Genomic DNA, 19,976 nt, shown 5'->3' on the forward strand with positions numbered 1-19,976 from the left:
AAAGTAGCGTGCAGGTTGCCGCTCTTTTCGCAAAGCGCGTAGATAGGACGGCTCGCCTTGCGAATTCAAGGAAATAACGCCGCCCTCCGTCTGCCTGGAACGAATCGGACCCGAACGCAATCATGGCTCGCCCCCGCGCCTATCTCGACTGGAACGCCAGCGCCCCTCTGTTATCGGAGGCGCGGGACGCGATCGTTGCGGGCCTCGACCTGACGGCAAATCCGTCTTCGGTCCATGCGGAAGGGCGTTCGGCGCGGCAGATGGTGGAGGCCGCCCGGCGCGACGTGGCCGCGTTGTGCAATGCCAAGCCGGATCATGTCGTCTTTACGTCCGGGGCGAGCGAGGCCGTCGCACTCGTCCTTACGCCGAACTGGCGCATGGGCCGCGCGGCCCTGACCTATTCGAAGCTTTATACCTCGACCACTGACCATTCGATCGTCATCGGCGGCGGGCGATTCGCCAAGGGCGATGTTGTCGAACTGCCGGTCGATGGAAACGGCATTCTCGATCTCGGCGTTCTTGCCGACGCCTTGGCCGCCCATGACAAGTCGGCCGGTTTGCCGCTGGTCGCGATCCATCTTGCCAATAACGAGACAGGTGTCGTTCAGCCGGGGGCGAAGATCGCGAAAATCGTGCACGATGCCGGTGGTGTGCTGGTTCTCGATGCCGTTCAGGCGGGTGGTCGCGTTTCTCTCGATATTGCAGAGCTTTGCGCGGATTTCCTGATTCTCGCTGCGCACAAGATCGGCGGGCCGAAAGGGGCCGGGGCGCTGGTCGGCAAGAGCGATGTCCTCATGCCCGAACCGATTGCGACAGGTGGCGGGCAGGAGCGCGGGCATCGGGCCGGAACGGAGAACTATGCAGCTTTGGCAGGGTTCGGAGCGGCGGCGCGGGTCGCGCTGGAAAATTTGCCGCGTGCCGACGAGCTTCGCCGCAGGCGCGATGATTTGCAGGTGGCGATCCTCGAGATCGTGCCGGACGCCATCGTGTTCGGCTCGGGCGCGGATCGGTTGTGCAACACGATCTTCTTTGCGATTCCCGGCGTGAAGGCCGAGACCGCGCAGATCGTCTTCGATCTTGCCGGTGTCGCCGTTTCTTCCGGCTCGGCCTGTTCGTCCGGCAAGGTCGGCGCGAGCCGCGTCTTGAAAGCCATGGGCTTTGGTGAGGACGTCAGCGGCATTCGTGTCTCGATTGGCCATGCGACGAGCGATATGGAGATCGCCGCTTTCACGGACGCGCTGCGGCAGTTCGTAAGCCGGCGGCAAACGGCCGCCTGAGCGCGGAAAAATTGATGTTTTCGGCGCATATGCGCGTGCATTTGCCGGAAGCCGACACTATGTAGGGCGCATTCAGCCACATTGGCCGCGAATGCGAAATCGACAACTGCCGGGCCTTGACCCCGGCCTGGATGGAGAGCGCTGATGCCTGCCGTGCAGGAGACCATCGACCAGGTCCGCAAGATTGACGTGGACCAGTATAAATACGGATTCGAGTCCGACATCGAGATGGACAAGGCCCCCAAGGGCCTGAACGAGGATATCATCCGGTTCATCTCGGCCAAGAAGGACGAGCCGCAGTGGATGCTGGACTGGCGTCTGGCCGCCTACCGACGTTGGCTCACGCTGGATGAGCCGACCTGGGCGCGCGTCGACTATCCGAAGATCGACTTCCAGGACATCCACTATTACGCCGCGCCGAAGAACCAGACCGGGCCGAAGTCGCTCGACGAGGTCGATCCCGAGCTGCTGCGCGTTTACGAGAAGCTGGGCATTCCGTTGCGCGAGCAGGAAATTCTCGCCGGCGTCCAGATGGACGAAGATGAGGATGTCGCGAACGACAACGTCTACAAGTCGGGCCGCGTGGCTGTCGACGCCGTGTTCGATTCGATTTCGGTCGTCACCACCTTCAAGAAGGAACTAGCGGCTGCCGGCGTGATCTTCTGCTCGATCTCGGAAGCGATCCGCGAGCATCCCGAACTGGTGCAGAAATATCTCGGCTCGGTCGTTCCGACGTCGGACAATTATTACGCCACGCTGAATTCTGCGGTCTTCACGGACGGCTCGTTCGTCTTCGTGCCCAAGGGCGTTCGCTGCCCGATGGAGCTGTCGACCTATTTCCGCATCAACGAGAAGAACACCGGCCAGTTTGAGCGCACGCTGATCATCTGCGAGGATGGTGCGTACGTTTCTTACCTCGAAGGCTGCACCGCGCCGCAGCGCGACGAAAACCAGCTTCACGCAGCCGTCGTCGAACTCGTTGCGCTCGACGATGCCGAGATCAAATACTCCACCGTCCAGAACTGGTATCCGGGCGACAAGGACGGCAAGGGCGGCATCTACAATTTCGTCACCAAGCGCGGCGACTGCCGCGGCGACCGCTCGAAGATTTCTTGGACGCAGGTCGAGACCGGCTCGGCAATCACCTGGAAATACCCGTCCTGTATCCTGCGCGGCGACGACAGCCGCGGCGAGTTCTATTCGATCGCGGTGTCGAACGGCCACCAGCAGATCGATAGCGGCACCAAGATGATCCATCTGGGCAAGAACACGTCGAGCCGCATCATCTCCAAGGGTATCTCGGCCGGACAGTCGAACAATACATATCGCGGTCAGGTCTCGGCGCATCGCAAGGCGACCAACGCGCGCAACTTCACCCAGTGCGATTCGCTGCTGATCGGCAACGATTGCGGCGCGCACACCGTGCCTTACATCGAGGCGAAAAACGCGACGGCCCAGTTCGAGCACGAGGCGACGACGTCGAAGATTTCGGAAGACCAGCTCTTCTACGTCATGCAGCGTGGCATTCCCGAAGAGGAAGCCATCGCGCTCATCGTCAACGGCTTCGTCAAGGACGTGATCCAGGAACTGCCGATGGAGTTCGCCGTCGAGGCGCAAAAGCTCATCGGTATCTCTCTCGAAGGCTCGGTCGGCTGATCCTCCATCGCCGCCGCACGCAAGATACGCAGGAATTCGAATATGCTTGAAATCAAGAACCTTCACGCCCGCATCGCCGAGGACGGCACCGAGATCATTCGTGGTCTGAACCTGACCGTGAACAAGGGCGAAGTCGCCGCCATCATGGGGCCGAATGGCTCGGGCAAGTCGACGCTGTCCTACATCCTTGCCGGGCGCGAGGATTACGAAGTGACCGAGGGCGACATTCTCTACAACGGCGAGTCGATCCTCGAGATGGACCCCGCCGAGCGCGCTGCGTCCGGGATCTTCCTCGCGTTCCAGTATCCGATGGAAATACCGGGCGTCGCCACGATGGAGTTCCTGAAGGTGGCGATGAACTCGCAGCGCAAGGCGCGCGGTGAGGACGAGTTGAAGATTCCCGAATTCATCAAGCGCGTGAAGGAAAATGCGGCTGATCTCAACATCGACATGGCGATGCTCAAGCGCCCGTTGAATGTCGGCTTTTCGGGCGGCGAGAAGAAGCGCGCCGAAATCCTCCAGATGAAGCTTCTGGAGCCAAAATTGTGCGTGCTCGACGAGACCGATTCCGGCCTCGACATCGACGCTTTGAAGATCGTGGCGGACGGCGTCAATTCGCTGCGCTCGCCGGATCGCGCATTTGTCGTCATCACGCACTATCAGCGCCTGCTCGATTATATCGTGCCGGACACGGTGCATGTGCTGTCGCGCGGGCAGGTCGTGAAGTCGGGCGACAAGAGCCTGGCGCTCGAGCTTGAGAAGAACGGCTATGCCGGCATCATCGGCGAAGCTGCCTGAGGCGAGGTGTAGAGATGAACGTTCATGCAACACCGAAGCTGACCAGCGCCGAAGAGGCGCTGATCGAAGGCTTCCAGACCCGTAAGGGCGCGCTGGTCGGCTCGCCTGACGTGGCGGCACGGCGCGATGAGGCGGCAGGCGTTCTGAAGGCCGGCCTGCCGACGCGGCGCGTCGAGGCGTGGCACTACACGGACCTTCGCCGTCTGCTCGCGACCGTGCCGGCTGATGGCGGCAAGGGCGATGCGGCCGCTGTCGAACCCTTGATCGAGGGATCGACCGTGCTGGCCGTTCTCGACGGCAAAGCGAATGGAACGCAAGTGCCGCAAGGCGTTCGGCTAGAAAAGGTCGCCGACCGACTGATGAGCGGCGCGCTTGCGGCCGATCTCGCCCCGGTTCATGCCGATGACACCGTCGGCGCGATCAACACGGCCTTCGTGACCGATGGGTATGTGCTGGAAATCGAGGAGGGTGCGGACATCGCCGCGCCGATCGAATTGCAGAACATTCATTCCGGCGGACAGGTTCATAGCCGCTTTGCCGTCAAGGTCGGCAAGGGGGCGAAGGTGACGATCGTCGAACGCCAGACCGGCTCGGTCGATGCGCTGGTTTCATCCATTTCGGATCTCGATGTCGCCGACGGCGCAACCGTAAACTGGCTGATCGTTCAAGATCAGCCGAAGGACGCCACGCATTTCGGTCAGATTCGTGGGCGCTTCGGCGCGCATTCCGACGTGACGATTTTCCTCATGAACACCGGCGCGAAGCTGGTGCGTCAGGAAGTGCATGTCGTGGCAGCGGGCGAGGAATCGCAGTTCCGCCTGCGCGGCGTCAATCTTCTCGGCGGCGAGACGCATTGCGACGTGACCATGGTGCTCGACCATGCCGCCCCGCACACGACCTCGACGGAAATCATCCGCAACGTCATCACCGACAAGGCGCATGGCGTGTTCCAGGGTCAGATTCGCGTCGACCGCCTTGCGCAGAAGACCGACGCCAAGATGGCCTGCAACACGCTGCTCTTGTCCGACGATGGCGAATTCTCGACCAAGCCGGAATTGGAAATCTTCGCCGACGACGTGGCCTGCGGTCATGGCGCGACCGTGACGGAGATCGACCACGACCATCTTTTCTACCTGATGGCGCGGGGCGTCGAGGAAAAGCTGGCGCGGGGTCTTCTGGTTAAGGCGTTCCTGCGCGAGGTTATCGAGGAACTGGACGACGAGGCGATTGTCGAAGCGCTGGAGGCGCGTCTGGAAGCCTGGTTCGCCGCACATGGCTAGCATCGGCCGGGATACCGTCACGCGCTATGACGTCGACGCGATCCGCCGCGACTTCCCGATCCTGTCGCGTGAAGTCTATGGCAAGCCGCTCGTCTATCTGGACAACGGGGCGTCCTCGCAAAAGCCACAGCAGGTGATCGACCGGATCGCGAAGGCGTATTCCAGCGAATATGCCAACGTCCATCGCGGACTGCACTTCCTGTCGAATGAGGCGACCGACGCCTATGAGGCGGCGCGTGAGAGCGTGCGCTCCTATATCAATGCATCCAGCGTCGACGAGATCGTCTTCACGAAATCGGCGACCGAGGCAATCAACACGGTCGCCTATGGCTATGGCATGCCGAATATCGGCGAGGGCGACGAGATCGTCCTGTCGATCATGGAGCACCACTCCAACATCGTGCCGTGGCATTTCATCCGCGAGCGGCAGGGCGCCAAACTCGTCTGGGTGCCGGTCGACGAGGAGGGCGTATTTCATATCGAGGAATTCGAAAAGCGCCTGACGGACCGTACCAAGCTGGTCGCGATCACGCATATGTCGAACGTGCTCGGCACTATCACGCCGATCCGCGAAATCTGCCGCATCGCACATGAGCGCGGCATTCCCGTGCTGGTCGATGGCAGCCAAGGTGCGGTGCACATGCCGGTCGACGTACAGGAATTGGGCTGCGACTGGTATGTCTTCACCGGTCACAAGGTTTATGGGCCGTCGGGCATCGGCGTCCTTTACGGGCGCGCGGAGATGCTGGAGAAGATGCGCCCGTTCCAGGGCGGCGGCGAAATGATCGAGGAAGTGACGGAAGACAACGTCACCTATAACGAGCCGCCGCATCGCTTCGAGGCCGGCACGCCGCCCATCGTCCAGGCGATCGGGCTCGGCGCGGCGCTGGAATATGTGAAGGGCATCGGACGGGAGGCAATTGCCGCCCATGAGGCGGAGCTTGCGGCCTATGCCCATGAACGCCTGTCGCGGATCAACTCGATGCGCATCATCGGCAATGCGCCGGGCAAGGGCGCGATCGTTTCGTTCGAGTTGCAGGGCATTCACGCGCATGACGTCTCGATGGTGATCGACCGCGAGGGCGTTGCCGTGCGTGCGGGAACGCATTGCGCGCAGCCGCTCCTGAAGCGTTTCGGCGTGACCTCGACATGCCGTGCCTCATTCGCCATGTATAATACGAAGGCCGAGGTCGATGCCCTCGCCGACGCGCTGGAAAAGGCGCGCACATTCTTCAGGTGATGACATGAGCGACGAAACCGCAATCGAGAGCACCGCACCGATATCCGCGATCCCGCCGGATGAGTTGGCGCGGCTGACGGACGACATCGTCTCGGCCTTGAAAACCGTTTACGACCCGGAAATTCCAGCCGACATCTACGAACTCGGGCTGATCTACAAGATCGACATCGAGGACGACCGCTCGGTCAAGATCGACATGACGCTGACCGCGCCCGGATGCCCCGTCGCCGGCGAAATGCCGGGCTGGGTGGCGAATGCGGTCGGCACCGTCGAGGGAATTTCCGACGTAGATGTGCAGATGGTGTTCGATCCGCCCTGGACGCCGGATCGCATGTCGGAAGAGGCGCAGGTCGCCGTCGGCTGGTATTAGAACCATGTCCATTCGACTGAAACCGGCCTGCAAACGGGAGATTTCTGCGCTTCCGGTCCTCACGTACTCTAAGTGCGCTCCGGTCCGGTTCTCGAACTCTCCCATTTTCGGCGCGGTTTGAGCCGAATGCTGCATGGCCGCCCGTTCCCGGTTGCGCCGGGCGCGAAACTTCCCCATCTTGAACGCATGGACATTCCACGGGCCTTGAACCCGCCGGCATGGAGAATTAGATGGCACGATTTTCGGTAATGACCCTGACGGACGAGGCGGCAGGCCGCGTGCGCGACATAGTGTCGGCGCGCGACGGTGCTGCCGGCATCCGCATCGGGATCAAGAAGGGCGGCTGCGCCGGCATGGAATATACGGTCGATCTCGTTTCCGAGCCCGATCCGAAGGATGACCATGTCGAGCGCGACGGGGCGCATGTCTACGTCGCGCCGGAAGCGGCGCTGTTCCTGCTCGGCACCGAAATGGGTTTCGAGACAACCACGCTGCGCTCCGGCTTCACTTTCAAGAACCCGAACCAGTCGTCGGCCTGCGGTTGCGGCGAATCGATCGAGTTGAAGCCGGCGGACCTGAAGGCGCTGGCCGAAGCGCGCGGGCAGGGCGCGGTCGTCTAAGCAGCGGGGCGCAATGGCCCCACCTCCTTTCACGATGTCTGGAAGAACCGCTCCCGCGCCAGAAGATAGGGAATTTCCGTCTGTTCCTTGCGTGCCCGCTGAAGTGCCAGCGCCTGCATGAAGGACTCCGCGACACGTTGGGTGAGCGGATCGGACGACCCGCGCAGTCCGTCGAGAATCTCCCGAGACGCTTCAGCGCCCGCTTCGAGAATATCGTCGGGGAACGTTCGCACGATGACGCCGTGATCATCGACCAAAGTGCGCAGGGCGCGTGGATTGTTGGCCGCGAAATCCGCAGTCATCTGATCATGCGCCGCTTGAGTCGCGAGCCTGACGATCATTTGCAGATCCGGGGCCAGTGCGTCGAATTTCACGCGGTCGACGACCAGTTCGGCACCGGCGCACGGTTCGATGAAACTGGGCAGGTAGTAGTTCTTCGTGACCTGATGGAAACCGAGTGCGAGATCGTTGTATGGCCCGACGAATTCGGCCGCGTCGAGCGTTCCCGATTGCAGCGCCTGGAAGATTTCGCCCGCCGCGATGTTGGTCACCGATGCGCCCAGCCTCTGCCAGACCTGTCCGCCAAGCCCGGGCGTGCGGAACCGCAAACCCTGAATATCGGCCAGACTAGTCAATTCGCTGCGGAACCACCCGCCGGCCTGCGTGCCCGAATCTCCGGCGAGAAATCCGCGCACGCCGAACTGTTCATAGACCTCGTCCCATAGCTCCTGTCCGCCGAGATAACGCACCCATGCCGTCAGTTCGCGCGAGGTCATGCCGTAAGGAACGCCGGAAAAGAAGTTCAGTGCCAGACTCTTGTTCTGCCAGTAATAGGGCGTTCCGTGGCTCATCTCGGCATTGCCGTCGATGACGGCGTCGAGGGACTGGAGCGGCGGAACGAGTTCGCCGGCTGCATAGACCTCGATGCTCAGGCGTCCGTCCGACGCGGCGGTAATGTCGTCCGCGATTTTCTGGGCACCTACGCCCTGGCCTGGAAAGTTGCGCGGCCATGTCGTGACCATGCGCCATACATGGCGCTCCTGCGCGATTGCCGGGGCGGCGAGGGCCGTTGCGGCTCCGGCAGCACCCAAACCCAGAAACGAGCGTCTTTCCATCGAGCATCCTCCCTCGTCGATGTGACCGGGTCGCTGATGTCCAATGCGGCCCGAATGCGGATTGTCCCTTTCATGCGATCGGCGTTGCGTTTCGGCAGCGCCGCCAAAGAGTAAGCCATCGAAGGAAGTTGACCTAACGGAAATCGGCGAAAGTCTAATCTACCCACATGCCATGCTGCCGGTGCCAGTCGGCGATGGAGAGTTCGGGATACAGGTCATAAGCCGTTTCACCTGCGCGAATGTCCGGCTCGACCCAGGACGCCTTGTATTTCAGCATGAGATGCACGCGCGATGGCGGTTTCGGCAGGTCGGAATCGATGGCGGACGCGAATGGATGGACGAGATCTGCCCATGTGGGGTCGAAGAGCCAAAGAGCGGTTCCGCATTTTGTGCAGAAATTCCGTTCTCCCGACGAGGTTGTCGCCTTCGAATGCTCGTCGTCGTGTATCCGCGCGCGAAAGATGCCGATAGCGTCCTTGCCCTTTATCTCCAGTGTTCGCGCATCAGCACCCAGATTGATGGCATAGCCGCCACCGCCCGCCTGCTTGCGGCATATCGAGCAATAGCAAAGCTGGTAAGGCGCGGGCGTGTGGCTTTGGACGCTGAAGGCGACCGCGCCGCAACGGCACGATCCTGCAAGCTGCATCGGCATGACGGCTCTCCCGTTGATGATACCTGTGCGCTAAGGTAGGGCGCAGGGATACGGGAGCCAGCCATGGACGAGCGCGATCTGGTCGATCTGTTTGCCGCGTTCGGCCCGGTTTCGGTCAGGCGCATGTTCGGCGGCCACGGCATCTATCACGATGGCCGTATCATTGCGCTACACGCATTCGGGGAGGTGTGGCTGAAGGCAGATGAGCTATCCGCACCCGATTTCGAGGCGGCCGGCTCGCGCCAGTGGCTCTACGAGATGAAGGGCAAGCCCACGCGCATGCCCTACTGGTCGGTTCCCGACGAAGCGCTGGACGATCCGCACGAACTTGCAGAATGGGCGCGTAAGGCCGACGCGGCCTCGCGCCGCGCCGAAACCATGAAAAAGGTCAGACCTTCGCGACGACCTTCATGAAAGCGGGAATGTCGTCGCCGAAACCGATGGGCGCGGCGCCCAGATCGTCGCGGCGATGCCTGTTGCGATCGTGGTCGCGATCGCGGCCGGGGCGCTGGTCCGAATTACGTGCCGCGCGCTGCCGGTCTGCATTGTCGGAGCGGATCGCCTCACGCCGCTCGCTCCGCGCCTCGACAGGCGCAGCCTGATCAGCGGGAGCTTCGGATACCGCGACCGGAACGGAGGTGGGTGTTTCCGCCGAAACGGGCGCGTCGTCCGACTTCGTTCCACGGCGAGGCTTGCGCGCCTCGTCCTTGCGGCCACCACGCCCGCGCACAGTCTTCGAGCTGCGACGCGGTGTCTCGTCCTCGCTGTCGTCCTGCACGATCGTCGACAGATCGCCGTCCAGCCATTCGATGTTCTGACCGATCAGTTTCTCGATGGCGTCGACATATTTGCCGTCCGCTTTCGTGGCCAGCGTAAACGCCTTGCCGGAGCGTCCGGCGCGACCCGTGCGGCCGATCCGGTGAACGTAGTCCTCAGCATGGATCGGCACGTCGAAGTTGAAGACATGGCTGACATCGGGAATATCGAGCCCGCGTGCTGCGACGTCCGAGGCGACGAGCAGCTTGAGCTTGCCGTCACGGAAGCCGGCGAGCATCGCCATACGGGCGCGCTGGTCCATGTCGCCATGCAGCGCGCCGGCATCGAAATCATGCTTGACCAGCGAGCGGAACAGTTCCGACACGGCCGTCTTGCGATTGCAGAAGATGATCGCGTTCTTGAGTTCGCTTTCCTCGGCGCGGATCAGGTCGCGCAGCACGGCCCGCTTGTCCCAGGCCTTCGCCTTCGACTTGACGAGGCGCTGCGTGACGGTCGTCGCCGTCGAGGCTGCCTTCGAGACTTCGATGCGCACCGGTGCCTGAAGGAATTTTTCCGTAAGCTTGGTGATCTCCGGCGGCATCGTCGCCGAGAAGAACAGCGTCTGGCGCGTGAACGGGATCATTTCGCAAATGCGCTCGATATCGGGAATGAAGCCCATGTCGAGCATGCGGTCGGCTTCGTCGATGACGAGAATGTCGACAGCGTTCAGCAAAAGCTTGCCGCGCTCGCGGTGATCGAGCAGGCGGCCGGGCGTCGCGATAAGAACGTCGGCCCCGCGCTCCAGCTTCTTTTCCTGCTCGTCGAACGAAACGCCGCCGATCAGCAGCGCAATGTTGAGCTTGTGGTTCTTGCCGTATTTGATGAAGTTTTCTTCGACCTGGGCGGCAAGCTCGCGCGTCGGTTCGAGGATCAGGGTGCGGGGCATGCGTGCGCGGGCGCGGCCCTTTTCGAGGCGCGTGATCATCGGCAAGGTGAAAGCGGCGGTCTTGCCGGTGCCCGTCTGCGCGATGCCCAGAACATCCTTGCCGGCAAGGGCATGGGGAATGGCGCCTGCCTGGATTGGCGTCGGTACCGTATAGCCGGCATCGGTCACGGCGGCGAGGACTTTGGGCGAGAGTCCGAGATCGGCAAAGGTAATAGGCTGATCGGCAGCCTGATCTTCAATCTTGCTTTGAGCTGACACGTTTTGGCTGTCTCTGCTTGTTTGGCGTGGCGCTAACGGCGCGCATACGACAGGGGTTCCAAGCCGGTGGCATGGAAGTGCTGCCGTGGCGTTAAGGCCCCGGCCAGCCGATGTCAACCGAATCGGCCGTTTTCCAAGGCGGAATCGTTAATATGTGATCCCGGCGCTTAGTATCGAAACTGTTCGGCCAGAACCCGTTCGTCCCAGGAGTGGCTCGGATCGAACAGCACCGTCGCGGTCATGTCGCCGACTTCGCGCACCGTCACGCTCAGGATCGAGCGGATTTCGGTGTGGTCGGCCACCACGTTCACCGGCCGCTTGTCGGCTTCCAGAACGTCGAAGTGAACGGTCGAGCGATTGGGCAAAAGCGCGCCGCGCCAGCGGCGTGGGCGAAAGGGGCTGACCGGGGTGAGGGCCAGCAAGGGAGCGTCGAGCGGCAGGATCGGGCCGTGCGCGGAAAGATTGTAGGCTGTCGAACCTGCCGGCGTCGCGACCATCACGCCGTCGCAGACCAGTTCGTCGAGCCGCATTTTTCCGTCGATGGTGATGCGCAGTTTGGCCGCCTGCGCCGACTGGCGGAACAGGGCGATTTCGTTGATCGCGAGAATTCGCGGCTCTTGTCCGTCGTGGGTCGTGGCCACCATTTCGAGCGGGCGGATCGTCTCGGGCAGGGCGGCGGCGATGCGCTCGGGCAGGCGGTGCTCGCGGTATTCGTTCATCAGGAAACCGACGGTTCCCTTGTTCATGCCGTAGATTTTCTTCGAGGATCCCATTTGTGCGCGCAGGGTTTCGAGCATGAAGCCGTCGCCGCCCAGTGCGACGACGATGGTGGCTTCGTCGAGGCTCGACTGCCCGTAAAGCGCGGCAAGGCGGCGCGCTGCCGATTGGGCTTCGTCCGTCGCCGCGGCGACGAAGGCGATCGACTGCGGCTTTTGAGGGGAGACCATGAAGCGCTGCCCGAATGTGTGAACGACCGGAAAAGCGCGTAGCATGCCACGCCACGCCCTGCAAAGGCGCGACGGAGCTCCCGAAGACGGAACCTCGCCGTTTGCGAGTTGCAAGAGAAACAGCCAAGCGTGAAATCGGAAAGTTGGTGCCCCCGGACGGACTCGAACCGCCGACCCCCTGATTACAAATCAGGTGCTCTACCAACTGAGCTACAAGGGCGCCGCGCAACCCGTTACCACAATCTGCGGCCCAGTAAAGAGTATTGGCGCGGGAGGCCGCTTTCGCAGCCTCCCTTATCGGATGACGCAGCGATCGTTCAGCGCCGGATTGCCCGACCGAGCGCGATCAGGATGCAGGCGCCGATGAAGCCGGCGACCAGGTTGCCGAGCCACCCGGCAAACGTGACACCCACCAGTCCCAGCAGGATGTTCGCGACGATCGCTCCCACGATGCCCAGAACGATGTTGGCGATAATGCCCGTATTGCTGTTCATGAAGTTCGAAGCGATCCAGCCCGCGAGGCCGCCGATGATGATCGCCGCGATCCAGCCTACACCTTCCATGGAATTTCCCCTTCTCCGATATGAGCGTTCGAAAACTGCCCACGACTCATCTAACGTTGCGGAATATAGCGCGATAAGATGACGCAGGAAGAGGGTCACTTCTCACCTTTCTCAAAAGGTTCGCGATCATCCAATACATTGTCAAATATTCGGAACGTTCGTCGGAAAGATGATCTGCATGGGCAGATGTCCGGGCAGCACCGACGAATGCACGGTATCGACCAGCATCTCGAGCAGGGTCTGTGTCCGGTGCGTGAGCACGGCAAGCATTGTATCTTCCTCGAGCATCGCAAGCGTATCCCGGCTCAGCCCATGTCCGACGAGCGCGACCTGCGTTGCGCGTCCGGCCTGCCGCACCGCCGTCCCGATACCGGCCGATGATCCTCCGACATTATAGATTCCACATAGATCGGGATGCCGATCAAGAAGATCGAGCGTGAGCTTCGCATTGACCTGCGGATCGTCTCGCCCCTCGATCGTTTCAGCAAAGGCCACGCCTGGATAGTCCCTCAGAATCAGCTCCTGAAAACCGAGCTCGCGTTCGACATGCGCGCGATACTGACGCGTTGCGGCGACAATGGCGACCTTGCCTTTCCGGTGAGGATTAAGCCGCGCCAGAAGAAAGGCGGCCGTTCGGCCAGCCGCGACATTGTCGATCCCTATATAGGCGTGCCGTCGGCTATCAGTAATGTCGCTGATGATGGTGATCACGCGCTTGCCGGCGGTGACCAGCCTGTCGACCTCGTCGCGCACTTCCGGGTGATCGACGCCGAAAAACGCGATGGCGTCCGAGCGCTTGCCAAGCCGGCGAAGCGCGCCGGCGAGCGCTGCCGCATCGAGGCTCTCCACCATGAAACTGTGGAGACGCGCACCGCGATCACGCGCTTGCGCCCATATGCGCAGTTCGTTGTTGAAGGTGCGGATATAGGGGTTGGCGGTTCCGGGCAGCACGACTGTCAGGCGCAGCCGCTCCGGCCGCATGAGACGCGCGATTTGCTCTTCGGCGAGATAGCCGCATTCTCCGGCGGCTCTCAGCACGCGTTCGGCTGTCTGCTGGCGAACATTGGGCCTCCCGTGAAGCACCCGGTCGACCGTGGCCTCCGACACCCCGGCCAGATTGGCGATGTCGCGCAAGGCGGGACGCGATCCCATCAAAACACCTCAAACTTTTGGCGTTGCCCTGTCTATCGAGCTTCCATAGCTTCCAGTCAATGTGCCGGGTAGAGGAATGCCGGGACACCTATCGATCTGGGAGGACATCATGACGAATTTGACGCGCATGTCGCGGCGCGGCGTGCTTGCCATCGGCTCGGGCGCGCTCGCGGCCGCCTTCATCGGAAAAGGCGCGCAGGCTGCCACGACCTTGCGCTACGGCCACATGCATACGCCAAGCTCGATCGCAGGCGCGCAGGCGCAATGGTTTGCCGATGCGGTCGCGGAAAAGACCGGCGGCGAAATCAACATCCAGATATTTCCCAATTCGCAGCTCGGCCGCTTGCAGGAACTCGCCGAATCCGTGTCGACGGGGTCGATCGCCTTTTCCCACAATACGGCGGGCGCGATCGGATCGCTCTACACGCCCTTCGCCGCTTTCGACACGCCTTACCTCTACCGCGACGTCGATCATTTGATGAAGGTCGTCGCGGCCGACAGCCCGGTCATGCAGGAACTCAACGACGGCCTGATCGCAGCCTCGGGAACGCGCGCTCTCTACGCTTTCTATTTCGGCACCCGCCAATTGACGGTCAACCAGACGGCCTTGACGCCGGCCGACCTTGCCGGCGTCAAGATCCGCTCCATTCCATTCCCGATCTATATGGCGACGGTCGAAGGGCTCGGCGGAGTTCCCGTCCCGGTCGACTGGGCCGAGGTGCCGACGGCCCTCGCGACTGGCGTCGTTTCAGGTCAGGAAAACCCCCTCAATGTGCTGGTGACGGCCAATCTCTCGGATGTCCAAAGTCACCTTATCCTGACTGGGCACACGGCGGCCGCGCAGGTTGTCATGATGAACGACGATGTCTGGAACGGTCTGTCCGACGCCCACAAGGAAGCCGTCGCGACGGCGGCGGAAGAAACCCGCGAGCGCGCCACACAGGAGATGCTCGCATCCGAGGACGATGATCTTGAGACGTTGCGCAGCCGAGGCATGACGATCATCGGCGAAGCGGACGGTCTCGACCTCGACGCCTTCCGCGAAAGCGTCCGCGCACGCATTTCGTCCGAGTTCGACAGCCAGTTCGGCGATCTCTACACCCAGATCGACGCAATCTCCTGACCATGGCCGAGACGATTTCCATCGAGGAGCCGGCGCCCGCACCACGGGCGCTGGAAGTCCTGTGCCGCGTGCTTCTGGCAGTCGCGACAGCACTGATCATATTGGTCGCGGTATTGCTTGTGGCACAGGTCGCAGCACGCAATCTCTGGAACATCGGTCTGCCGCGGGCTGAAGAACTGATGCGTCTGGCAGGTGTGCTCGCGGTCTATACGACGGCGCCGGTGCTGGCACTGCGCGGCCAGCATGTGGCCGTCGATGTCTTCATCAACCTCTTGCCGCGATTGCCCAGAGCGGCCTGCCTCGTCATCGCCGAGCTGTCCATGATGCTCTTTTGCGTACTGACGGTCTATGGCGGCTGGCTCTATTTGCAGCGAGCCTGGAAGTTCAAGACGGCGGCGCTCGGCCTGCCGAACATATACCTCTACGCGCCCATCATGGCGTGTTTCGTCCTTCTCTTCATCATCTCGGCCTGGCGCATCGCGACGATCGTGCGCACCGAAAGGGCAACGCAGTGACCTTCACGCTTCTGATCCTTTTTGCGCTGCTCCTGGTTCTGGGCGCACCGATCTCGGTTAGCCTTGGTCTCTCGTCGGCCGCGACCATTTTCTTTTACGATCTGCCGCTGTCGGTCGTCCTGCAAAGGGCGGTGAATTCGATCGACAGTTCGCCCCTTCTGGCCGTGCCGATGTTCATCATGGCCGCCAATCTGCTGACCACCACGGGTGTCACGCGCTACATGTTCGATGTGGTGCGGATGATCGTCGGGCGGCTGCGCGGCGGCATGGCGCATGTGAACGTGCTTCTGTCTCTCATCTTCTCCGGAATGTCCGGTGCGGCGCTCGCCGATATCGGAGCGCTCGGCGGCATGCAGGTGCGCGAGATGGTCAACCAGGGCTACACCAGGCGCTTTGCCGCCGGTGTCTCGATTGCTGCCGCGACCATCGGCCCGATCTTTCCGCCGTCCATCCCCATCATCATCTTCGCGACTGCGGCGGAGGTTTCAGCGGTCAAACTGTTGCTGGCGGGCATCGTCCCCGCATTGCTGATTACGGCCATGCTGATGGGTTATATCGCGCTCATCGCACGTTCGCAGAATCTCCCGCGCGATACGGTCCGGCCAAAGCTGCGTGAGTTCCTGCGTCTTGTCACGATCTCGTTTCCGGCGATGCTGACGCCCGTTTTGCTCATCGGTGGTCTGCTTTCGGGCACGTTCGGTCCGACCGAGGCGGCGGGATTGACGGTTGCCTATGCGGTTCTCATCGGCTTCCTTGTCTATCGGAAGCTAACCATATCGTCGCTGATCGAGACGGCGCGCGATACGGTTCTGGCAACGGGGAACATTCTGTTCGTCGTCGCGGCTGCGGCCCTGTTCGCGTGGGTTCTGACCATGGATCAGGTTCCCGCGCGCGCCAGCGATTGGCTGCTCGGCATCTCGGAAAATCCGCTCGTCCTGCTCCTCATCCTGAATCTCGTCCTTCTGGTTGCGGGCATGTTTCTGGAAGGCATCGCGGCGATTTTGATCATCGCGCCGATCGTGACGCCCGCGCTCGTCGCTGCCGGTGCGCCGCCGGAGCAAATCGGCATCGTCATGGTGCTCAACCTCATGATCGGGCTTTTGACGCCGCCGGTCGGGATGAGCCTCTACATGATGTCCATCGCGGCGAAGATGCCATTCGCCGAAGTACTTCGCGGTGTCGTTCCCTTCTTCATTCCGCTGTTTACCGCGCTGGCTCTGGTGACGCTGTTCCCAAGCCTTTCCGCGTGGCTGCCCAATCTCTTGATGGAGTAATCTATGAGTCGCTTTCTTGGCCCCATCCGCCAGCTCGGATTTGTCGTTCCCGACATCGAGCAGGCGATGGATCACTGGACGCGCGTGATGGGCGTCGGCCCCTTCTACTACAATCCGCGCGTCCCGATCGAAGACTACACCTATGCAGGACAGCGTTACGAGCCGCACAATTCGGTCGCGCTGGGCAATGCCGGCTATATCCAGGTCGAGTTGATCCAGTGCCGCAACGACGTTCCGTCCATGTACAAGGACTTTACCGATGCGGGGAACTGGGGGCTCCAGCATACCGCTTACTGGACGCAGGACTACGACCGCGATTTGGCGACGATGGAAGCCGAAGGCTATGCGGTGAAGATGTCGGGCAAGGTCGGTGCTGCTGGCCGTTTCGCTTATTTCGACAAGGAAACGCATCCCGGTTCGGTGATCGAACTTTCTGAGGTGAAAGGACCGAAAGGTCGCCTGTTCGACCTCATCCGCACCGCCTCGGAAGGCTGGGAGGGCAGCGATCCCGTACGTCCATTTCCTGACCTGTCGAAGGTCTGACGGGGATGATACGTGCAACCTACGTCGTCGAGACGCCAGTACCTATAGCCGATGTCGCGGCGATGATGGCCGGGGAACAAAGCGCCGGCACGTTCGTCCGCGTCGCCGGCGAGACTGACGCTTTGCGCCGGCGCTTCGGCGCGCAGGTGATTTCGACCGAGGAAATCGGGCGATCGGATTCGCCGACGCTGCGCAGTGCCTGGGCCGAACGAAAGGGATTGAACGGGCCGCGCGGAATTTACCGCGTCGTCATCGATTATCCCGAAGACAATGTCGGCGTAAATCTGCCGACGCTCGCATCGGTCGTTGCCGGCAATCTCTACGATCTCGGCGAAGTCACCGGGCTGAAGCTCGTCGATGTCGAGGTCACGCGGGATTATCGCGAGCGCTACGATTTGCCGACTATGGGCATCGCCGGCACCAGAGCGTCCGCCGGTGTCGAAGGCCGTCCCCTGTTCGGAACGATCATCAAGCCGAATATCGGTTTGTCGCCGGACCAGATCGCCGATCTGGTCGAAACGCTTTGCGAGGCCGGCGTCGATTTCGTCAAGGACGACGAGATCGCCGGCACGCACCCTCACGCGCCGGTCGACGCGCGCATCCGGGCCGTGATGGACCGCGTGCGCCGTCATCGGGACCGGACCGGCCGCCTGGTGATGGTGGCGTTCAACATCACCGATGAAACCGATATCATGCGCCGCCATGCCGACCTTCTGGCGCACGAGGAAGGCACTTGCGCAATGGTATCGCTCAACTGGTGCGGCCTGTCGGCCGTACAGACGCTGCGCCGCCACACGCCGCTTGCCGTCCATGGTCATCGCAACGGCTATGGCGGCATGGGGCGTCATCCGTTGCTCGGCATCGGGGTGCGTGCCTATCAGGTGCTTTACCGGCTTGCCGGCATCGACCACATGCACGTCCACGGCATGCGCGGCAAGTTCTCGGATCTCGAAGAAGATGTGACCGCCGCTGCCCGGCACTGTCTCGAAAAGATAAGCGAGGGCGATGACCGCGTGATGCCCGTCTTCTCGTCCGGCCAATGGGCCGGCACGCTACCCTTCACGCTTGAGCAGGTCGGTTCCGACGACCTGATGTTTCTGTGCGGCGGCGGCATCATCGCTCACCCGGACGGCCCGGCCGCCGGCGTTATCAGCCTTCGGCAGGCATATGACGCCTGCAAGGAGGGCGTTCCGCTGGACGTCCACGCGCGGTCGCATACCGAGCTTGCTTCGGCCCTCGCCAAGTTCGGCGGAAAGACCTGACATTGGCCTACATATTCGTCGCGGATGATTTTACAGGCGCCTCCGACACGCTTGCGACCCTGGCTCGATGTGGGCTGCGGGCGCGCTTGTTTCTCGACGTGCCGCAAGCCGACGAGGTCGACGGCCTCGACGCGTGGGGCATCGCCACCCATGCGCGCTCGCTCGACAGCCGGAGCCTGAAGGCTCTCGCGGTCGATCTCGGGCGCAAGCTTGCGCCTTTCCGGCCACCTTTCCTGCACGTTAAAGTATGTTCGACATTCGACTCGTCCGCAGAGACGGGAAACATCGCGATCCTTGCCGAAGCGTTGTGCCAGGCCATCGGAGCCAGGAAACTGGCCGTCATCGGCGGACAGCCGTCGCTCGGCCGCTTTTGTGTGTTCGGCAATCTGTTCGCTCGGGCGCCCGACAACGGCGTCTACCGGATCGACCGGCACCCGATCATGGCCTCTCATCCGGTGACGCCGATGAGGGAAGCCGATCTATCCCTGCACTTTGCTGCGCTCGGCCTGACCGGCCTCAGCCGCGTGGACCGACGAACGAGCGGAAGCGGCACAGCGTTTCCCCGTCTTTACGATGTGCTTGAACAGGCCGACATCGCAATGATCGGTCGCGAACTTGTGGAGGAGGCAGCGCCACTCGTCGTTGTCGGCGCGTCGTCGGTGGCCGAAGCGTGGCTTGCGGGGCAGGGCATCGGGCGGGCAGTACCGCAACCGGGATTGAGCGTCGATCGCCCGATACTTGCCTTTGCCGGCAGCCGTTCATCCCTGACCGCCAGTCAGGTCGCAGCGGCAGACGGGCTGGCGCGACACCCCGTTTCGCCTTCGGATCTGGATCCGAACAGCCGAGCCCGCGAAACTATCTTCCACTGGGCAAGCGAACGATTGGCGGGCGGCCAGGATTGTCTGTTGTTTCTCACGGCTGACAGCGCCCAAGATACGACGCCCGCTATCCTTGCAAGATGGAGCGCCCATCTGATTTCGCAAATATTGCAGCAAGCCAGGGTGGGCGCGTTGATCGTCGCCGGCGGCGACACGTCGAGCGCCGTCGTACAGGAACTGAAACCTCGCTACCTTGAATTCGCTGGAACAGTTTGCCCGGGCGTCTCAACGCTCGTTGCGAACCTGGCTGGCCACCCGATGCCGCTTATTTTGAAGGGAGGGCAGATGGGTGATGTCCATTTTTTCCGAGATTCGATGCGGTTCCTCGGCCAAAACTGAATAGGCTGGGCGACTACCGCATCATAGGTGAGTTTGCAGCGATCAAGGGCATGGACGAGACCGCTGTGTTTCACCGAACTCTCAGCGATCATCCGTGGCCAGGTCCAAAGTCTTCCACCGATTGCGATGTAAATGTCACTCGCAAGGGCTTCGATTGCGCCGCCAACCGCCAGATTTATCGGATCGGCCCAGGCGAATGAGGAGAAGGCGGCATTTGCAGGCGGTATGAACCAGGCAAAATAGGGGGTAGCTAACATCACGCCGCGAATCTGCAGCATTCCGCTCAAGAACGACCCGAGACATAGGTGACGTTTTGTACCGGACACATGGGTAACACTTTTCGGCTTTGCCGGGAGGTGTTGATGCCGTGGATGGAGTGTTCGGTGATGGAAGAACGTCTACGCTTCGTGGC

The 19,976-nt window shown here is 61.9% G+C and carries 20 protein-coding genes and 1 tRNA gene; 14 read left to right on the plus strand and 7 right to left on the minus strand.

Annotated elements, in window-relative coordinates; genetic code table 11:
• The first annotated feature begins 122 nt into the window (after positions 1-122).
• From GTW25_RS19660 to sufA, 7 genes are all read left to right on the plus strand, one after another.
• Positions 123-1,277, plus strand: coding sequence for a cysteine desulfurase family protein (locus GTW25_RS19660; protein WP_252913986.1), 1,155 nt, complete (start codon positions 123-125; stop codon positions 1,275-1,277).
• Between the two features lie 144 nt (positions 1,278-1,421).
• Entirely contained in the window at positions 1,422-2,933 is a 1,512-nt protein-coding gene (gene sufB, locus GTW25_RS19665; RefSeq protein WP_252913987.1) for a Fe-S cluster assembly protein SufB, read from the plus strand.
• 42 nt (positions 2,934-2,975) lie between these two features.
• Positions 2,976-3,731, plus strand: coding sequence for a Fe-S cluster assembly ATPase SufC (gene sufC, locus GTW25_RS19670; RefSeq protein ID WP_252913988.1), 756 nt, complete (start codon positions 2,976-2,978; stop codon positions 3,729-3,731).
• A gap of 14 nt (positions 3,732-3,745) precedes the next feature.
• Positions 3,746-5,011, plus strand: a complete 1,266-nt coding sequence (gene sufD, locus GTW25_RS19675; RefSeq protein WP_252913989.1) for a Fe-S cluster assembly protein SufD — start codon at positions 3,746-3,748, stop codon at positions 5,009-5,011.
• Entirely contained in the window at positions 5,004-6,251 is a 1,248-nt protein-coding gene (locus GTW25_RS19680; RefSeq protein ID WP_252913990.1) for a cysteine desulfurase, read from the plus strand. Before sufD ends, GTW25_RS19680 begins: the two co-directional genes overlap by 8 nt.
• Positions 6,252-6,255: 4 nt before the next feature.
• A complete protein-coding gene (locus GTW25_RS19685; RefSeq protein WP_252913991.1) occupies positions 6,256-6,621 on the plus strand; it encodes an SUF system Fe-S cluster assembly protein in 366 nt (121 codons plus the stop codon).
• A gap of 230 nt (positions 6,622-6,851) precedes the next feature.
• Positions 6,852-7,241 carry a Fe-S cluster assembly scaffold SufA gene (sufA, locus tag GTW25_RS19690; RefSeq protein ID WP_252913992.1) on the plus strand — a complete coding sequence of 130 codons (390 nt, stop codon included), beginning with the start codon at positions 6,852-6,854 and terminating at the stop codon, positions 7,239-7,241.
• A 29-nt stretch (positions 7,242-7,270) separates the two neighbouring features.
• On the opposite strand, the gene GTW25_RS19695 is transcribed toward sufA, so the two are convergent.
• Positions 7,271-8,356: a TRAP transporter substrate-binding protein gene (locus GTW25_RS19695; protein ID WP_252913993.1), complete on the minus strand. Its 1,086-nt coding sequence runs from the start codon at positions 8,354-8,356 to the stop codon at positions 7,271-7,273.
• Positions 8,357-8,510: 154 nt separating this feature from the next.
• On the minus strand, positions 8,511-9,008 hold the full coding sequence (locus GTW25_RS19700) for a GFA family protein (RefSeq protein ID WP_252913994.1): 498 nt from the start codon (positions 9,006-9,008) through the stop codon (positions 8,511-8,513).
• A 63-nt stretch (positions 9,009-9,071) separates the two neighbouring features.
• Here GTW25_RS19700 and GTW25_RS19705 point away from each other — a divergent pair, with 63 nt between their 5' ends.
• Positions 9,072-9,422, plus strand: coding sequence for a TfoX/Sxy family protein (locus GTW25_RS19705; RefSeq protein ID WP_252913995.1), 351 nt, complete (start codon positions 9,072-9,074; stop codon positions 9,420-9,422).
• Here the strand turns inward: GTW25_RS19705 and GTW25_RS19710 are convergent.
• From GTW25_RS19710 to GTW25_RS19730, 5 genes are all read right to left on the minus strand, one after another.
• Entirely contained in the window at positions 9,397-10,923 is a 1,527-nt protein-coding gene (locus tag GTW25_RS19710; protein ID WP_252914005.1) for a DEAD/DEAH box helicase, read from the minus strand. The two genes, GTW25_RS19705 and GTW25_RS19710, sit on opposite strands and share 26 nt — an antisense overlap.
• Before the next feature lie 212 nt (positions 10,924-11,135).
• The gene (locus GTW25_RS19715) at positions 11,136-11,915 is read right to left on the minus strand and encodes an NAD kinase (protein WP_252914006.1); all 780 of its coding nucleotides are present in this window, start codon (positions 11,913-11,915) and stop codon (positions 11,136-11,138) included.
• Positions 11,916-12,059: 144 nt separating this feature from the next.
• Positions 12,060-12,135: transfer RNA gene (locus GTW25_RS19720), tRNA-Thr, on the minus strand.
• A gap of 97 nt (positions 12,136-12,232) precedes the next feature.
• Entirely contained in the window at positions 12,233-12,478 is a 246-nt protein-coding gene (locus tag GTW25_RS19725) for a GlsB/YeaQ/YmgE family stress response membrane protein (protein WP_252913996.1), read from the minus strand.
• A 141-nt stretch (positions 12,479-12,619) separates the two neighbouring features.
• Positions 12,620-13,630, minus strand: coding sequence for a LacI family DNA-binding transcriptional regulator (locus GTW25_RS19730; protein ID WP_252913997.1), 1,011 nt, complete (start codon positions 13,628-13,630; stop codon positions 12,620-12,622).
• A 109-nt stretch (positions 13,631-13,739) separates the two neighbouring features.
• Between GTW25_RS19730 and GTW25_RS19735 the strand changes: the two genes are divergently transcribed.
• From GTW25_RS19735 to GTW25_RS19760, 6 genes are read left to right on the plus strand one after another with little or no spacing between them, the layout of a single operon-like run.
• On the plus strand, positions 13,740-14,753 hold the full coding sequence (locus tag GTW25_RS19735) for a TRAP transporter substrate-binding protein (RefSeq protein ID WP_252913998.1): 1,014 nt from the start codon (positions 13,740-13,742) through the stop codon (positions 14,751-14,753).
• Between the two features lie 2 nt (positions 14,754-14,755).
• Positions 14,756-15,268, plus strand: a complete 513-nt coding sequence (locus tag GTW25_RS19740; RefSeq protein WP_252913999.1) for a TRAP transporter small permease — start codon at positions 14,756-14,758, stop codon at positions 15,266-15,268.
• Positions 15,265-16,542: a TRAP transporter large permease gene (locus GTW25_RS19745; protein WP_252914000.1), complete on the plus strand. Its 1,278-nt coding sequence runs from the start codon at positions 15,265-15,267 to the stop codon at positions 16,540-16,542. Before GTW25_RS19740 ends, GTW25_RS19745 begins: the two co-directional genes overlap by 4 nt.
• Before the next feature lie 3 nt (positions 16,543-16,545).
• A complete protein-coding gene (locus GTW25_RS19750; RefSeq protein ID WP_252914001.1) occupies positions 16,546-17,085 on the plus strand; it encodes a VOC family protein in 540 nt (179 codons plus the stop codon).
• Between the two features lie 5 nt (positions 17,086-17,090).
• Positions 17,091-18,347: a RuBisCO large subunit C-terminal-like domain-containing protein gene (locus GTW25_RS19755; protein WP_252914002.1), complete on the plus strand. Its 1,257-nt coding sequence runs from the start codon at positions 17,091-17,093 to the stop codon at positions 18,345-18,347.
• A 2-nt stretch (positions 18,348-18,349) separates the two neighbouring features.
• Positions 18,350-19,564, plus strand: coding sequence for a four-carbon acid sugar kinase family protein (locus GTW25_RS19760; RefSeq protein WP_252914003.1), 1,215 nt, complete (start codon positions 18,350-18,352; stop codon positions 19,562-19,564).
• The last annotated feature ends 412 nt before the right edge of the window (positions 19,565-19,976 follow it).

Origin of the sequence: Aliihoeflea aestuarii, assembly GCF_024105665.1 — a bacterium.
Classification (GTDB): domain Bacteria; phylum Pseudomonadota; class Alphaproteobacteria; order Rhizobiales; family Rhizobiaceae; genus Aliihoeflea; species Aliihoeflea aestuarii.

Coding starts and splice junctions, on each gene's coding strand:
- GTW25_RS19660 (WP_252913986.1), top strand. CDS start 123: ATGGCTCGCCCCCGCGCCTATCTCGACTGGAACGCCAGCGCCCCTCTG.
- sufB (WP_252913987.1), top strand. CDS start 1,422: ATGCCTGCCGTGCAGGAGACCATCGACCAGGTCCGCAAGATTGACGTG.
- sufC (WP_252913988.1), top strand. CDS start 2,976: ATGCTTGAAATCAAGAACCTTCACGCCCGCATCGCCGAGGACGGCACC.
- sufD (WP_252913989.1), top strand. CDS start 3,746: ATGAACGTTCATGCAACACCGAAGCTGACCAGCGCCGAAGAGGCGCTG.
- GTW25_RS19680 (WP_252913990.1), top strand. CDS start 5,004: ATGGCTAGCATCGGCCGGGATACCGTCACGCGCTATGACGTCGACGCG.
- GTW25_RS19685 (WP_252913991.1), top strand. CDS start 6,256: ATGAGCGACGAAACCGCAATCGAGAGCACCGCACCGATATCCGCGATC.
- sufA (WP_252913992.1), top strand. CDS start 6,852: ATGGCACGATTTTCGGTAATGACCCTGACGGACGAGGCGGCAGGCCGC.
- GTW25_RS19695 (WP_252913993.1), bottom strand. CDS start 8,356: ATGGAAAGACGCTCGTTTCTGGGTTTGGGTGCTGCCGGAGCCGCAACG.
- GTW25_RS19700 (WP_252913994.1), bottom strand. CDS start 9,008: ATGCCGATGCAGCTTGCAGGATCGTGCCGTTGCGGCGCGGTCGCCTTC.
- GTW25_RS19705 (WP_252913995.1), top strand. CDS start 9,072: ATGGACGAGCGCGATCTGGTCGATCTGTTTGCCGCGTTCGGCCCGGTT.
- GTW25_RS19715 (WP_252914006.1), bottom strand. CDS start 11,915: ATGGTCTCCCCTCAAAAGCCGCAGTCGATCGCCTTCGTCGCCGCGGCG.
- GTW25_RS19725 (WP_252913996.1), bottom strand. CDS start 12,478: ATGGAAGGTGTAGGCTGGATCGCGGCGATCATCATCGGCGGCCTCGCG.
- GTW25_RS19730 (WP_252913997.1), bottom strand. CDS start 13,630: ATGGGATCGCGTCCCGCCTTGCGCGACATCGCCAATCTGGCCGGGGTG.
- GTW25_RS19735 (WP_252913998.1), top strand. CDS start 13,740: ATGACGAATTTGACGCGCATGTCGCGGCGCGGCGTGCTTGCCATCGGC.
- GTW25_RS19740 (WP_252913999.1), top strand. CDS start 14,756: ATGGCCGAGACGATTTCCATCGAGGAGCCGGCGCCCGCACCACGGGCG.
- GTW25_RS19750 (WP_252914001.1), top strand. CDS start 16,546: ATGAGTCGCTTTCTTGGCCCCATCCGCCAGCTCGGATTTGTCGTTCCC.
- GTW25_RS19755 (WP_252914002.1), top strand. CDS start 17,091: ATGATACGTGCAACCTACGTCGTCGAGACGCCAGTACCTATAGCCGAT.